Source organism: Microbispora sp. NPDC046933 (assembly GCF_040644635.1).
Lineage (GTDB): Bacteria > Actinomycetota > Actinomycetes > Streptosporangiales > Streptosporangiaceae > Microbispora.
In genome coordinates this window covers 57575-72864 of record NZ_JBEYWW010000016.1, presented here as the reverse complement: position 1 = coordinate 72864, position 15290 = coordinate 57575, and the positions used below count along the sequence as shown (strand labels likewise).

Genomic DNA, 15290 nt, shown 5'->3' with positions numbered 1-15290 from the left:
GGTCGTCCCGGGAGGCGCGCCTAGTCCTCGACCGGCTCCAGCTCGCCTCTGGCGGACCGGAGCCGCTCGATCTCCGCCTCGAAGTCGGCCAGCGTCTCGAATCCCCGGTAGACCGACGCGAACCGCAGGTAGGCCACCTCGTCGAGGTCGCGGAGAGGGCCCAGGATGGCCAGGCCCACCTCGTGGGAGGCGATCTCGGCCGCGCCGGTGCCCCGGATGCTCTCCTCCACGCGCTGCCCGAGCTGGGCGAGGGAGTCCTCGCTGACCGGGCGCCCCTGGCAGGCCCGCCGCACGCCGGCGATGACCTTCTCCCGGGAGAACGGCTCGGTGACCCCGCTGCGCTTGCTCACCATCAGCAGCACGGTCTCCTGGGTGGTGAACCTGCGCCCGCACTCGGGGCAGGTGCGCCGGCGGCGGATCGCCGCCCCGTCTTCGGCCGCACGGCTGTCCACGACCCGGGTGTCCGGGTGGCGACAGAACGGACAGTGCACTTCATCGCCTCCCTGAACGCACATCCCGAACACAAGGTGTGGTGAACTTACACCGCTGTGACTACTAGATGTTGTGGTCCAACCGTAGGAGTGCCCGACCTTGAACGCAAGTCGAACGGGCCATGGGAGAGGAAGTGCCTGTTCGGCGCGCGTGTCGCGCCTCCAGTCACGGCAGCCTCAACTGCCCCACGCGTAGGGGAATACGCCCTTTACGCGCCATTTCCAGCTGATTTCCGTACGGCTTCTGACCTGGGCGTACAGCGGTCAAAGAAGATCGGGTAAATCGAACACGGGATCGATCGAACTCCCGTACGATGAGACGGACGGCGAGATCGGCGATTTCGCTGGATATCGAACAATTGTTTGACGGTGATCTTGAATCGCGGTACGGTCGCTCTGTGCGACATGAGGAACACGGATTGAGAGGTGGCATCGTGAGTGACCGAAGTGAGCAAGCGGATGGCGTCAGCGACCTCGCGGTTCGCAGGCGCGACTCGCTTGGCCTCACCCCCAGGCAGCGGAAGATCCTCGAGGTGATCCGCGACTCGGTCCAGCAGCGCGGCTATCCGCCGTCCATGCGGGAGATCGGGGAAGCGGTCCAGCTGACCAGCACCTCCAGCGTGTCGCACCAGCTCACGGCGCTCCAGCGTAAGGGCTACCTCCGGCGTGACCCGCACCGGCCCCGGGCCCTGGAGGTCCGGCTGCCCGGCGAGCCGGTGCTGTGGGTGGATCCGGACGCCACCAGCGAGGAGGAGGCCGGGTTCAACCGGCCCACCGCGGCGTACGTGCCGCTGGTCGGCCGCATCGCGGCCGGTGGGCCCATCCTCGCCGAGCAGAGCATCGAGGACGTGTACGCGCTGCCCAAGCAGCTCGTGGGCGAGGGCACGCTGTTCCTGCTCCAGGTCTCCGGCGACTCGATGATCGAGGCCGCCATCGCCGACGGCGACTGGGTCGTGGTGCGGCAGCAGCCGGTCGCCGACAACGGCGACATCGTGGCCGCCATGATCGACGGCGAGGCCACCGTGAAGACGTTCAAGCGCAAGGACGGGCACGTGTGGCTGGTGCCGCACAACCCCAACTACGAGCCGATCCCCGGTGACGAGGCCACCGTGCTCGGCAAGGTCACGGCCGTCCTGCGCAAGCTGTAACCGGTCCGCCGGTTCCGGACGCCGCACAGGGACAAGCCCGGCGCTCACGGGAGCGCCGGGCTTGTGCTGTGCCCTGCGGGGCTTGTGCCGTCGTCAGGACGCGGTGCAGCTCACCGGCGACGGAACGCCGTTGGTGCCCGACCAGCTGCCGTTGAAGCCGAACGTGGTCGAGGCCCCGGCGCCCAGCGCGCCGTTGTAGGCCAGGTTCGTCACCGTGACGTTGGACCCGCTCGCGCTGAGCGTGCCGTTCCAGAGCTGGCTGATGCTCTGGCCGTCCGGGAAGGCCCACTTCACGGTCCAGCCCGAGATGGCCGAGGAACCCGCCTTGACCGTGACCTCGCCCTGGAAGCCGCCGGGATACTGGTTGGCGACCTTGTACGTGGCGGTGCAGGTCTTCCCGCCCGGCGACGAAGGAGACGCGGACGGCGACGCGGAGGGGGACGCCGACGGCGAGACCGACGGGGATGCCGAGGGGGACGCCGAGGGGGACACGCTCGGCGAGGCCGAGGGCGACACCGGCGGCGTCGGGTTGCCGCCCGTGGGCGGGATCAGGTAGGGCGAGATAATGCTCTGCTTGGCCTGGTCGACCGTCGCCCAGTCGTCCTTCAGGATGCCGCCCGTGTCACCCGAGTTGGGGTTCCACGACCAGTAGGTGAACGACATGCCGTTCACCCCGCTGCCCATGTACTTCATGAGCTCCTGGAGCCAGATCTTGTCGACGTTGCTGGCCAGCGTGGTGCCGAACTCGCCCACCATGATCGGCGCGATGTTCTGCTTGTACAGGTAGCCCCAGTACTTGTCCCAGATGGCCGGCATGTTGGCCGGGTACGACGGGTCGTCGAACCACGCCTGGTGGTAGACCGACGTGGCGTACTCGTGCGGCGAGTAGACGAGCCGGTTGGCCACGTTCAGCCGCACCGGGTACTGCCCGGCCTTGGTGAGGTTGCCGCCCCACCAGCCGCAGTCCTCGTCGTTGCTGGGGTCGTTGTCCCAGATGTTGGACAGGCCGCCGCTCGGGCAGCTCACGCCCTCCACGAAGATCAGCCAGTTGGGCTGCACGGACAGGATCGCGTTGCCCGCCCGCTCGGCCGCCAGACGCCAGTCGCGCGACTCGTCGCCGCAGCCCCAGCAGGAGCCGGTGGCGTTCGGGTTGGTGCCGTCGGCGTGCGGCTCGTTGTGCAGGTCCGCGCCGATCACGGTGGTGTTGCCGGCGTAGTGCTGGGCCAGCGACTTCCAGTCGCTGATCCAGGTGGACTCGGGGACGCCCGAGGTGTACCACAGCGCCGTCTGGCCCGCGCTGGTCGGCCGGTGCCGGTCGAGGATGATGCGCATGCCCTTCTGGCCCGCGTAGTCCACGACCTTGTCGAGGATCTGCAGCGGGGACAGGCCGATCAGGTCGGGGTTGGAGTACGTGTTGACGCTCGTCGCCTGCGCGCCCGGCTTCAGCGCGTCGTCGGAGAACGGCACCCGGATGGTGTTGTAGCCCAGGTTCGCCATGAGGTCGAGCTGGCTCTTCCACGGGTTGTTCGCCCACAGCCCGTGGAAGGTCTTGTTGTCGGTCTCCATGCCGAACCAGTTGATGCCGGTCAGCCGGACCGTGGCACCGGTGCTGTCAACGATCTTGTTCCCGCTGGTGTGCAGGTAGCCGGTGCCCGTACCGGCGGCGTTGGCCGGTGATCCGGTGACGACGAGAACGGTCGCCGCCATCGCGGCGGCGGTCGCCAGCCCGCCGAGAATGCGTCTGTACAAGACGTGCCTCCCACGTGGGGCGCACGCCGACGGTGAGCCATACGGTCAGGCGCGCACCCCAGACCACCGCCGGAGCGGTGGTGGTCGCGGCATGCCCTGACCGCACGCCTACATCGATATGACTAGTTTGTGGCTCGGGCGTAATTTTCTCCGTACGGCTGCCCGATCGTCAACGTCATCGGCAGCGGGGGATCACGGCAGCGGCGGCAACTCCGGCGGGGTGGCCGGCCGCCTCTCCTCCAGCGCCGCCAGGGCCAGCTCCACCGCCCGCGCCAGCTGCGGATCCCGCCCGGCGACCAGGTCCTGCGGCGTCACGACGACCTCGACGTCCGGGTCGACGCCGTGGTTCTCGACGCCCCACCCCTCGCCTTCCAGCCAGAACGAGTACCGGGGCTGCGTGACGACGGTCCCGTCCACGAGCGAATACGTCGAATCGATGCCGATCACGCCGCCCCAGGTCCGCGTGCCCACGAGCGGTCCGATGCCGCGGTTCTTGATCCCGGCGCTGACGATGTCCCCGTCCGACCCGGCGAACTCGTCGGTGACGGCCACGATCGGCCCGCGAGGCGAGTCCTCCGGGTACCTCGCCGGCTCGTACCCCCGGGCCAGCGACCAGCCGGTCACCCGCCGCTGCAGCTTCTCCAGCACCAGCTCGGAGACGTGCCCGCCGCCGTTGTCGCGGATGTCGACGACGAGCCCGTCGAAGTCCATCTCGGCACGCAGATCCCGGTGGAACTGCGCCCACCCGGTGGACATCATGTCCGGCACGTGCAGGTAGCCGAGCCGCCCGCCCGACGCCTCACGAACGAACGCCCGCCGTCCGGTCACCCAGTCGTGATACCGCAGCCGCGTCTCGTCGGCGACGGGCGTGACGACGACCCGGCGGGTCTCGCCGCCGGGGCCGGGCCGGACGGTCAGCTCCACGGGCCGCTCCGCCGTGCCGGACAGCAGTGCCAGCGGCCCGCGGACCGGATCCACCGGACGCCCGTTCACGGCGACGATCGCGTCGCCCTCCCGGACGGCGACGCCGGGCGCGAGCAGCGGCGAGCGAGCCTCGTGGTCGGAGGACTCCCCGGGCAGGATCCGGCTGATCCGCCACACCCCGTTCTCGTCCCGGGCGAGGTCGGCGCCGAGCAGGCCCTGGTGGCGCCGAGGATTGCGGCGGGCGCCGGCGGGCCGCGCGTACGCGTGGGAGGTGGCCAGCTCGCCCTGGACCTCCCAGAGCAGGTCGATCAGCTCGGAGTAGGCGCCGATTCGCTCCACGAGGGGGGCGTAACGGTCGAGCGTGCCCTGCCAGTCCACGCCGTTCATGTCCGCCCGCCAGAAGTGGTCGCGCATGAGCCGCCCGGCCTCGTTGTAGGCCTGCCGCCACTCGGCGACCGGGTCGATGGTCACGACCACGCGGTCCAGGTCGACGGTGACGACCTCGTCGTCGTCTCCGGTGGCGCGGGTCTGCAGGCCGTGCCCGCCATTGGCCACCAGGCGCGTGCCGTCGTCGCTGACCTCGAAGGCCCCGAACTCCCCGCCCAGCTCGATGACCTTGCGCTTGGCCAGGTCGTAGCGTTCGAGGACCGGCTCGCCGGGCTCGGTGCCGTCGCCGAGCTCGCCGGTGAGCGGGTGCCGCAGCCACAGCAGGCCGCCCTTGGCGGCACGCAGGTTCGAGTAGGTGCCGGCCGGCACCGGCACCGGCACGATGCGCGCCGCCAGCCCGTCGGCGTCCACCTCGGTCGGACGCGGCCGGTCGTTCTTGCCGTCGTTCTTGGCGTCGTTCTTGCCGTCCGGGCCGGCGTCGTCCTCCCCGTTGAAGCCGCGGCCCGCTAACGAGGGGTCGAACGGCGAGGGCGTGGTGGCCTTGAGCGGCACCAGGTACGGCCGGCAGCTGCTGGGAAACGACAGGTCGAAGACGTGGTTGTCGTAGACCGGATTGAACGTGCGGTCCGACAGGAAGGCCAGGAACTCGCCGTCCTTGGTGAAGGACGGGCTGTAGTCGTTGAAGCGCGGCGCAGTGACCTCGATCGCGGCGCCGCCGTCCACGCGGGCCAGTTTGAGGTGCCGGCGCCAGGGCTGGTAGGCGTGCGCCCACGCGATCCAGGCCGAGTCCGGCGAGAACGTCAGCTGCCGCACGTCGCCGTGGGTGGTGCGGTCCACCTCGCGGACGTCCCCGGAGCCGAGGTCCACCACCAGCAGCCGCCCGTCATGGGTGGCGACCGCGGCGTGCGTGCCGTCCGGCGCGGCGGCCAGGTCGAGCACCCGGCCGAGCCGGCCCGCGGCCAGTGTGCGGATCTCTCCGCCGGACGTGCCGATCTCCAGCGCGTCCTCGCCGGAGGCGTCCGACACCCAGACGGCCCGGCCGGCCTGCGGATGCGGAGAGGAGCCGAGAGCCCGCGGCAGCCGTACCCGGACACCGGGCTCGGCGCGCAGCGTGCCCGCGGGGCCGTCACGGTGCGTCACCCAGTGGGCGGTGCCGCGGATCTCGACCACGCTGGCCCGCCCGGTGCGGTCCGGCGCGAAGCCGCCGACGACGTTCCGCGCCGGCCGCCTGGCCCTGGCCGGGCGCGGCCCGCTCAGGCTGACGTCCAGCTTGTACGGCTCGGCGTCCAGGCTCTCCAGCAGCCACAGGTCGCCACCGAGGCTGTAGACGACGCGCGAGCCGTCCGATGCGGCATGGCGCGCGTAGAAGCCGCGATGTGTGGTGTGCTGCCGCAGGTCCGAGCCGTCGGGCAGACAGGAGTAAAGGTTGCCGTCGCCGTCGGTGTCGGCGAGGAAGGCCAGGCGCTCCCCCACCCACATGACCGACCAATGCTGTGCGGGATTGCCGGCGAACAGGCGGGTGAACTCGCCGTCGCCCGTGGCGTCCACCCAGATCTTGGCCGCGGTGCCGCCGCGGTATCGCTTCCACCGCGACGGCTCGCTCCACACCGCCGATACGCTCGCCACCTTGGCGCCGCTGACCACGGCCTCGCTGACCCTGCCGTACGGCAGAGCCGTCGCCGGGCCGCCGTCCAGCGGAACCGCGTAGGCCCACAGCCGGGACCGTGAGCCATGGCCTGCGGCGGTGACGGCCAGCACGTTCCCGTCCTCGGTCCAGCCGCGCACGCCCGTCATGGCGTTGCCCCAGTGCGTGAGCCGCTCGCCCTCGGCGCCCTCCAGATCGGCGGCGAACACCTCGGGATCGCCCTCGCGACTGCTCGTCCAGGCGATGCGCGTGCCGTCGGAGGAGAACCGGGGGTGCGAGACCGCGACCCGGTCGGCCGTGAACCGCCAGGCCCTGCCGCCGCCCGTGGGCGCCAGCCAGACGTCGTCGTCCGCCACGAAGGCGAGGAGGTCACCGTACAGGTGGGGGTATCTCAGGTATGCACCATTCGCCACAGCCGCACCCTATGCCGAGTGGCGGCGGCTCCGCCGTAACGGACGGGTTCGTACACGGTACAACGGAGCCGGGTCACCCGCTAAGGGACGATGTTGACGAGCTTCGGCGCCCGCACGATCACCTTCCGCGGCTCGCCGTCCAGGTAGGGCCGGACCTTGTCCGACGCCAGGGCCAGGGCCTCCAGCTCGGCCTCGGAGATGTCCGGGGAGACCTCAAGCCGGTCGCGGACCTTGCCCGCCACCTGGACCACGGCCGTGACCGACTCCTGCACCAGCAGCACCGGGTCGGCCTCGGGCCAGCCGGCCTTGGCGACCGACGGCGCGTGCCCGAGCCGCTCCCAGCCCTCCTCCGCGACGTACGGCGCGACCAGCGACAGCATGACCGCCAGGGTCTCGGCGGCCTCGCGGACGGCCGGGTCGGCCGCGCCGGGCCCGGCGTCGATCGCCCTGCGGGTGGCCGTGGTCAGCTCCATCATGCGGGCCACCGCGACGTTGAACCGGTAGCTCTCGAGGAGCTTGGTCACCTCGTCGATGGTCCGATGGGTGACCTTGCGCAGCTCGACGTCGCCGCCGGAGAAGTCCTTCCCCGGGGCGGACGCGGCGCCGGCCTCGGCCATCACGCGGAACGCACGGGCGAGGAACTTCTGCGACGCGGCCGGCGAGACGTCGGCCCAGTCGATGTCGTCCTCCGGCGGCCCGGCGAAGACCATGGTCAGCCGGACGGCGTCCACGCCGTACGCGTCGATCTGCTGGCCGAGGTCCACGCCGTTGCCCAGCGTCTTGGACATCGCCTTGCCCTGGTTGATCACCTGGCCCTGGTTGAGCAGGCGCAGGAACGGCTCGGTGAAGCCGACCATGCCCATGTCGTGCAGGACCTTGGTGAAGAACCGCGAGTACAGCAGGTGGAGCACGGCGTGCTCGACGCCGCCGACGTACTGGTCGATCGGGCCCCACTTACGGACCTTCTCGACGTCGAAGGGCCCGTCGGTGTAGTGCGGGTCGCAGTAACGCAGGAAGTACCACGACGAGTCGACGAACGTGTCCATCGTGTCGGTGTCCCGCTGCGCGGGGCCGCCACACTTGGGACACGCGACGTTGACCCAGTCGGCGGCGCTCGCCAGCGGCGAGACGCCCTTGGGCTGGAGGTCGGTGCCGCGCAGGTCGGGCAGCGTGACCGGGAGCTGGTCGTCCGGCACCGGGACCTCGCCGCAGTCCACACAGTGGATGATCGGGATCGGCGTGCCCCAGAACCGCTGCCGCGACAGCAGCCAGTCGCGCAGCCGGTAGTTCACCGCGGCCTTGCCGGTGCCGCGCTCCTCCAGGACCTCGACGATCTTCTGGATCGCCTCGGTCTTGGTCAGCCCGTCCAGCGGGCCGGAGTTGACCAGCGTGCCCTCGCCGGGGGTGGCGACGCCGGTCTCGCCCGGGTCGGCCAGGCCGGTGTGGACGACGACCTTCACCGGCAGGCCGAACTTCCGCGCGAAGTCGAGGTCGCGCTGGTCGTGCGCGGGCACCGCCATGATCGCGCCATGGCCGTAGTCGGACAGCACGTAGTCGGCCGCCCAGACCGGGATGCGCTCCCCGTTGACCGGGTTGATCGCGTACGTGCCCAGGAAGACGCCGGTCTTCTCCTTCTCCGTGGACAGCCGCTCGATGTCGGAGAGCTTGGCGACCTCGGCGCGGTAGGCGGCCAGCGCCTCCGCCTGCTCGGGGGCGACGATCTCCTCCGCCAGCGGGGCGTCGGCCGCCACGACGAAGAACGTCGCGCCGTACAGGGTGTCGGGACGGGTGGTGTAGACGGTGACGGGCTCGTCCCGGCCCTCGATCCGGAACCGGACGTCGGCCCCGGTGGAGCGGCCGATCCAGTTGCGCTGCATGGTCAGCACGCGATCCGGCCAGCCGCCCTCCAGCTGCGCCATGTCGTCGAGCAGCCGGTCGGCGTAGTCAGTGATCTTGAAGTACCACTGCGTCAGCTCGCGGCGGACGACGTCGGCGCCGCAGCGCTCGCACTTGCCCGCCACGACCTGCTCGTTGGCGAGCACGGTCTGGTCCTGCGGGCACCAGTTGACCAGGCCGCCCTTGCGGTAGGCCAGGCCACGCTCGTAGAAGCGGGTGAACAGCCACTGGTTCCAGCGGAAATACTCCGCGTCACTGGTGTGCAGGCGCCGCGACCAGTCGAAGGAGATGGCGTACCGCTTGAACGAGGTCGCCTGGGTGTCGATGTTGGCGTACGTCCACTCGGCGGGGTGGGCGTTGCGCTTGATGGCCGCGTTCTCCGCGGGCAGGCCGAAGGAGTCCCACCCGATCGGGTGCAGGACGTTGTAGCCCTTCTGGAACCAGTAGCGCGCGACGACGTCGCCGATCGCGAAGACCTCGCCGTGCCCCATGTGGAGGTCGCCGGAGGGGTAGGGGAACATGTCGAGCATGTACTTGCGCGGCCTGGTGTCCGCGAGGTCCTCGACCGCCGCGAAGGGGTTCAGCTCCTCCCACCGCGGCAGCCACTTGGCCTGCAGCGCCTGCGGGTCGTACACCGGCTCGTCCACTTCCACTCCTCGCCAGGCGGCTGGAATCACACAGATGAAGGCGCCCGCCCGGGGCATGACCCCACTGCACCCCGCGTGTGGACCGGGGAGGGAGGCAGCCCGCGCTTTCACGTCCCGGTCGTGAGGCGACTGCCCGCACAGCAGGGTGGCGGCACGCGTGTCAAGCGTAGCGCAGACCGCAAGCGGGGTCGCCGGAGATCCTCCGCGCTGACCTCGCGTGTCAAACTGCGATACCCGATGGTGATAGTTCCGTTGTGGGCTCTTATGTCCATTCCCCTACTGTGCTGCCGTGGCCAACTCATTCCCGCCCGCGGATTTGCCGATGCAGGACCCGCCCACCGACCCCACGGGCGAGCAGTTCCGCGAGGCATTCCGCGGTTTCGCTGCGGCAGCCCCCGGCTCGCATGAGATCATGCCAGGCACCCCCAATTCGGGCATGATCTCGGGAGGTACCGTGCCCACGGACCGCAGCGAACACCAGCGGGAGCCGGCGTGGCCGGAGATCCCGCCGGCCTGGCCCGAGATGCCTCCGCCCGCCTCCTTCACCCCCACCGTCCGCTCCTTCGTCGAAGGGACTCCGCAGCAGGCCGCGGACGCGACCGCGACCATGGCGGGCCCGCTTCCCGGCGCGGCTCCGCGGCAGCCCTTCCCCGCCTTCGGCGAGCCCGCGCCGGTGTACGGCACGCCGGGCCCCGGAGCCCCCGGTCAGAACCAAGGTCAGAACCAGGGTCAGAACCAGGGCCAGGGTCATGGGCAGGGGCAGGCGGACCCGCACGGGGGCGGGTTCCCGGGCGGTCAGGACCGCCCGCAGCCCTCTTCGCCGTTCACTCCTTCGGTCCGCTCGTACGCCGAGTCCGCGCCGCCCGCCTCCACCGCGCCGCCCCCGCCCCCTCAGCCGGAGGATCCGTACCGGCCGTTCGTGACGGCGGGACAGATCAGCGGGCCGAAGACGCCTCCCGCGCACCGGCAGCAGGAGCTGTGGAACACGGTGTTCGGGGAGAACTACCGGGCCATCGACGAGTACGAGGAGGACGAGTCCGGCCGGCCGGTCTGGTTGTACGCGCTGGTGGCCTCGGTCGTCGCCGCGCTCGTCGGGGTGCTCGTGTGGGCGTTCGCCGCCGGGCCGCTCAGCTCCGGCGACACCGCCGAGGCGGCGACGTCCGCGAAGCCCTCCCCCGTCAAGACCGGCGCCACGGCCAAGCCGCAGGCGCAGACTTCGTCACGGCTGCCCGTCTACAAGGGCACCGCCTCCCCCGTGAACGGCGTGCTCACCGACACCGCGGGCCGGATCACGCTGCCCAAGCTCGGCGGCCCCTGGCAGGCGGACGCCGACCCGGCCCAGATCAAGGCGACGTACGGCTTCACCAGCAGGCAGTACGTGCCGGCCGGCATGACCACGAAGGGCAAGCGCGAGTTCGCCCTGGTGATGTCGGGCCCGCTGACGCAGTCACTGGCCGCGAGGTACACCACGCCCGACAACCTGAGCCCGGTGCTCAGCGCCGTGATGTTCCGGGCGCGCCAGACCCAGTTCCCCAAGGACAACAAGGCCACCAAGATTGCCCAGCAGCGTCTGGCCCGCAACAACCTCACCGGCCTGGCCGCGGCCTACAAGGTGACCGCCGACGGCGCGACCACCACGGTCGTGGTCGCGGCCGTGAACACCGGCGCCGACCTTCCCACGATCGTCTACATGGCCGTGCCCGAGCTCAAGAACGACCTGCTCCCCGACATCAACACGGTCTTCCGGTCGATCAAGCCCCTCAGCTGACCACCGGCCGGGCCCGGGTCCGGCCGGTCAGAACTCGCAGGTCATGTGCTTGACGCCGTTGATGAAGCTGGACAGCAGGCGCTCCGGCTCGCCGGCCTCGATCTGCGGGACGCGCCGCAGCAGCTCGCGGAACATCGCGGTGATCTCGCGGCGGGCCAGGTGGGCGCCGAGGCAGAAATGGGGACCCGGGCCGCCGAAGCCGACGTGCGGGTTGGGATCGCGCAGGATGTCGAAGCGCAGCGGGTCGTCGAACACCCGCTCGTCGCGGTTGGCCGCCCAGTAGTACAGCAGGACCTTCTCGCCCTTGCGGTAGAGGTTGCCGTTCATCTCGTGGTCGCGGGTGACCTTGCGGCGCATGTAGTTGACCGGCGCGGCCAGCCGGACGATCTCCTCGATCGCGCGCGGCGCCCGGCCCTCGAAGTCCTCCAGCCACAGCCGCCGCTGCTCGGGGTTGAGCGTGAGCAGGCGCATGCCGTGCGAGATGGCGTTGCGGGTGGTCTCGTTGCCGGCCACGACGAGCAGGATGAAGAACGACCCGAGCTCCTGGGCGGTCAGCCGCTCCCCGTCGATGTTGGCGTTGACCAGGGACGAGGTGAGGTCGCCGGTGGGCGTCTCCATCCGCAGTGCCGCCAGGTCCTGGACGAGCTGCTGCAGCTCCATCCCCGCGGTGAGCAGCGCGTGGGCGATGTCCTCACGGTCGCTCACGTACTCGGGGTCGGTGGCGCCGAGGACGATGTTCGAGCGGTCGAAGACGAACCGGTAGTCCTTCTCCGGGATGCCCATCATGTCGCAGATGATCTTCAAGGGCAGCTTCGCGGCCACCTCGGTGACGAAGTCGCAGCCCGGGCCGGTCTCCAGCAGCTCGTCCACGATGCGCGAGGCCGCGGCGTCCACGTCGGACTCGAACTGCTTGATCATCCTCGGCGTGAAGGCGCGCGAGACGATCCGCCGCAGGCGCGCGTGCCGCGGGTCGTCCATGTTGATCATCGAACCGAAGTATTCGGCGAACTCCGCCGGCAGGTCCGGGATGTTGGTGGCCCCGCCGTCGCCCGAGCAGAAGACCTCGGGGTCGCGGCTCGCCTCCAGGATGTCGGCGTGCCGGACGAGCGCGTGGTAGCCCGGCCCCGTGACGCCGCCCAGGCTGAACTCGGGCTCGGGAAAGAAGGCGGGCTTGTCCAGGTCGCGCAGCAGCCGGAACGCGTGCTCCCGCTCCTCGTCCGGGCGGCCCCAGAAGTTCCAGTCGTTCAGGTCGATGTCCGCCGCCGAGGTGATGGGCGTGCGCCGCGCGGGCTCCATGGGCTGCGTCATCATGTGGGGGCCGGACCTTCCCAGTGACTAGAACCACATTCGGTTGCCAGTCTGCCACATCCACTGGTTCAGCCACAGTGGGTCAAGCGGGCATGCCCGCACCGACAGAATCGTCACTCGCCGTCGCCGAAGGAGGACGGCAACGCGGTCGCCTGAGTCAGGCGGTAGCGCGAGGGCGGGATGCCGTACAGGTCGACGAACGCCTGGCGGAGGGCCTCGGCCGTCCCGAAGCCGCAGCGGGCCGCGATGGCGGCCATCGGCAGCGAGGTGGAGGCGAGCAGGTGGGCGGCGGCCTCGGTGCGGGCCCGGCGTACGAACCGGCCCGGCGTCTGCCCCGTGTGCTTGAGGAACAGCCGGGTCAGGTGGCGCTCGCTCACGCCCGCGCCGACCGCCAGCGCGGCGGTGGACAGGTCGGCGTCCGGATGGCCGGTGATGTGGTCGACGACGCGCCTGACCAGGCCGTCGCCCGGCGGCGGGCCCTCGGTGAACATGCTCATCTGCGCCTGGTTGCCCGGTCGTTGCAGGTACGTCACCAGGTTGCGGGCCACCTGCCTGGCGAGGGCCGGGCCGTGGTCCTCCTCGATGAAGGCGAGGGTGACGTCCAGCGCGCTGGTGACGCCGGCGGCGGTGGTGACGTTGCCGTCACGGATGAAGATCGGGCGGGCGTCGACGGCGATCTCCGGGTGGCGGGCGGCGAGCGTGTGGGCGAACTGCCAGTGCGTGGTGGCGCGCCGTCCGTCGAGCAGACCGGCGGCGGCCAGCACCGCCGCGCCCGTGCACACCGACGCGACGCGGCGGCTCTCCCGGGCCAGCCGCCGAACGTGGCTGACGATCAGCCGGTTGGCGGCGGCCTCCTCGTGGCCGATTCCCCCGGAGACGAGGAGCGTGTCCAGCGGCCCTGTGACGCGTTCGAGCGCCTGCTGCCCCTGCAGCGTCAACCCGCTGCCACAGGTGACCGGCAGCCCCGACGGAGTGGCCAGGCACACGTCGTAGCACGGGGACGCTCCGTGGGTGTTCGCCATTATCAGGCTCGTCGTCACGCACGCGATGTCGAGGAGCTCCGCCGCGTGGAATCCGACCACGACCATGCGTCGCTGGGTCATGACCCGACTGTAGGCCGGACAGACGAGGAGCCCAAGATTCCGGACCCGTCCCCGTTCCCCTCCTTGGCGCGTCCCCCGGCCGCCCGGACAGTTGGGCCATGACTCATACGACGCCGGAAAGGCACACCGGTCACCGCCCCGCCACGCGGCGATGGGGCCGTTTCGCCCTGCACTACCTCGAGATGGTGGTCGCGATGTTCGCCGGGATGTTCGCGCTCGGCCTGCTGTGGTCCGCCCTGGGGATCGAGCCCTCGTACGCCCGCGATCCCGAGCTCGCCTATCTGCTGATGGCGTTCGACATGTCGGCCGGCATGGCCGCCTGGATGCGCGTGCGCGGCCACGCCTGGGCCCCGGCCCTGGAGATGTGCGGCGCGATGTTCGCCCCGGTGGTGCCGTTGTTCCCGCTCCTGTGGCTGGGCCTGATCGACGGCATGGCCCTGATGGTCGCGGCCCACGTCGCGATGTTCCCGCTGATGCTGGCGGCCATGCTCCGGCGCCGCAACAAGTACGCCCACTGACGCTGAAGTTCAGAAGCGGTAGCTCATGTGCTTGACGCCGTTGATGAAGTTGGACAGCAGGTACGACGGCTCGCCCACGGAGCGGATGGCGGGCATGCGGTCGAACAGTTCCCGGAACATCACGGTGATCTCCCGGCGGGCGAGGTGGGCGCCCAGGCAGTAGTGGGGGCCGTGGCCGCCGAAGCCGACGTGGGGGTTGGGACTGCGGGTGATGTCGAAGACGCCGGGATCATGGAAGACCGCCTCGTCCCGGTTCGCCGAGTTGTAGAACAGCAGGACCTTGTCGCCCGCGCGGTAGTCGTGGCCGTTCATCGTGTGGTCCCGCGTCACGGTGCGCCGGAACTGGATGACGGGGCTGGAGTAGCGGACGATCTCCTCGACGGCGCCCGCGACGCGCCCGTCGAAGTCCTCCAGCAGCAGCGCGCGCTGGTCGGGGTGGTCGGTGAGCAGTTTGAGCCCGTGGGCGATGGCGTTGCGGGTCGTCTCGCTGCCCGCGACGACCAGCAGGATGAAGAACGAGCCGAGTTCCTGGGCGGTCAGGTGCTCCTCGCCGTTCACGAGCTTGCTGGTCAGGTCGTCGGTGGGCCGGCGGCGGCGCTCCCCGGCGAGGCGACGGGCCAGCGCGTTCAGGTCGTGCCCGGCCCGCAGCAGCGCGGCCAGGCCGCGGGCCGTGGTCCAGCGGCCGAAGGAGCCGTCCGGCCGGGACGGGTCGACGGCGACGCCCGAATACTCGGAGTCCGCGTTGGCCAGGATCGTGTTCGTACGGCGTAGCACCCGGTCGTGGTGTTCGGCCGGGATGCCCATCATGTCGCAGATCACCCGTACGGGTAATCGGGCGGCGATCTGGGTGACGAAGTCGCCGGGCCCCTCCCGCACGGCCCGGTCGACGATCTCCCGGGCGGCCCGGCCCAGGTCCTCCTCCATCTTGGCCAGGATGCGCGGAGTGAACGCCCGCGAGACGATCCGCCGCAGGCGGGCGTGCCGGGGATCGTCCATATTGATCATCGAGCCGAAGTAGACGGCCAGCCAGCGCGGCATGTCGGGGATGCTGTTGGCCGTCGGCTCGCTGCTGAAGACGGCGGGGTCGCGGCTCGCCTCGGTCACGTCGGCGTGCCGTACGAGCGCGTAGTAGCCGGGGCCGTGGCCGATGAAGGGGATCTTGTTCTCGCGGAAGAAGACGGGGTGGTCGAGCGCGCGCAGGCGGCGGAACGCCTCGTGCCGCTCGGCCTGGGGCAGCCCCCAGAAGGGGATGTGGGACAGGTCGACAGCCGTGTCCATGCCGCCCACTCTGGT

The 15290-nt window shown here is 70.6% G+C and carries 10 protein-coding genes; 3 read left to right on the top strand and 7 right to left on the bottom strand.

What is annotated here, in order from left to right:
- Positions 1-20 precede the first annotated feature (20 nt).
- Entirely contained in the window at positions 21-491 is a 471-nt protein-coding gene (gene nrdR, locus ABZ857_RS22040; RefSeq protein ID WP_357045669.1) for a transcriptional regulator NrdR, read from the bottom strand.
- A 431-nt stretch (positions 492-922) separates the two neighbouring features.
- Between nrdR and lexA the strand changes: the two genes are divergently transcribed.
- Positions 923-1639, top strand: a complete 717-nt coding sequence (lexA, locus tag ABZ857_RS22035; RefSeq protein WP_357045878.1) for a transcriptional repressor LexA — start codon at positions 923-925, stop codon at positions 1637-1639.
- A gap of 93 nt (positions 1640-1732) precedes the next feature.
- Here the strand turns inward: lexA and ABZ857_RS22030 are convergent, their stop codons facing one another.
- The 3 genes from ABZ857_RS22030 to leuS all read right to left on the bottom strand — a co-directional run bounded on the left by ABZ857_RS22030 (position 1733) and on the right by leuS (position 9300).
- Positions 1733-3388: a cellulase family glycosylhydrolase gene (locus tag ABZ857_RS22030; protein ID WP_357045667.1), complete on the bottom strand. Its 1656-nt coding sequence runs from the start codon at positions 3386-3388 to the stop codon at positions 1733-1735.
- 192 nt (positions 3389-3580) lie between these two features.
- On the bottom strand, positions 3581-6757 hold the full coding sequence (locus ABZ857_RS22025; protein WP_357045665.1) for a PDZ domain-containing protein: 3177 nt from the start codon (positions 6755-6757) through the stop codon (positions 3581-3583).
- A gap of 80 nt (positions 6758-6837) precedes the next feature.
- Entirely contained in the window at positions 6838-9300 is a 2463-nt protein-coding gene (gene leuS / locus ABZ857_RS22020) for a leucine--tRNA ligase (RefSeq protein ID WP_357045663.1), read from the bottom strand.
- A gap of 454 nt (positions 9301-9754) precedes the next feature.
- Here leuS and ABZ857_RS22015 point away from each other — a divergent pair, with 454 nt between their 5' ends.
- Positions 9755-11068, top strand: a complete 1314-nt coding sequence (locus ABZ857_RS22015) for a hypothetical protein (RefSeq protein WP_357045661.1) — start codon at positions 9755-9757, stop codon at positions 11066-11068.
- Between the two features lie 27 nt (positions 11069-11095).
- Here ABZ857_RS22015 and ABZ857_RS22010 read toward each other — a convergent pair whose 3' ends face one another.
- Together ABZ857_RS22010 and ABZ857_RS22005 are read right to left on the bottom strand one after the other, a co-directional pair.
- Positions 11096-12379: a cytochrome P450 gene (locus ABZ857_RS22010; protein WP_357045659.1), complete on the bottom strand. Its 1284-nt coding sequence runs from the start codon at positions 12377-12379 to the stop codon at positions 11096-11098.
- Between the two features lie 110 nt (positions 12380-12489).
- Positions 12490-13479, bottom strand: a complete 990-nt coding sequence (locus tag ABZ857_RS22005) for a helix-turn-helix domain-containing protein (RefSeq protein WP_357045658.1) — start codon at positions 13477-13479, stop codon at positions 12490-12492.
- Between the two features lie 98 nt (positions 13480-13577).
- Between ABZ857_RS22005 and ABZ857_RS22000 the strand changes: the two genes are divergently transcribed.
- Positions 13578-13997 (top strand): hypothetical protein, encoded by a 420-nt coding sequence (locus ABZ857_RS22000; RefSeq protein ID WP_357045656.1) that lies wholly within the window; start codon positions 13578-13580, stop codon positions 13995-13997.
- 9 nt (positions 13998-14006) lie between these two features.
- On the opposite strand, the gene ABZ857_RS21995 is transcribed toward ABZ857_RS22000, so the two are convergent.
- The gene (locus ABZ857_RS21995) at positions 14007-15275 is read right to left on the bottom strand and encodes a cytochrome P450 (RefSeq protein WP_357045654.1); all 1269 of its coding nucleotides are present in this window, start codon (positions 15273-15275) and stop codon (positions 14007-14009) included.
- Positions 15276-15290 lie beyond the last annotated feature (15 nt).

Coding starts and splice junctions, on each gene's coding strand:
- ABZ857_RS21995 (WP_357045654.1), bottom strand. CDS start 15,275: ATGGACACGGCTGTCGACCTGTCCCACATCCCCTTCTGGGGGCTGCCC.
- ABZ857_RS22005 (WP_357045658.1), bottom strand. CDS start 13,479: ATGACCCAGCGACGCATGGTCGTGGTCGGATTCCACGCGGCGGAGCTC.
- ABZ857_RS22010 (WP_357045659.1), bottom strand. CDS start 12,379: ATGATGACGCAGCCCATGGAGCCCGCGCGGCGCACGCCCATCACCTCG.
- ABZ857_RS22000 (WP_357045656.1), top strand. CDS start 13,578: ATGACTCATACGACGCCGGAAAGGCACACCGGTCACCGCCCCGCCACG.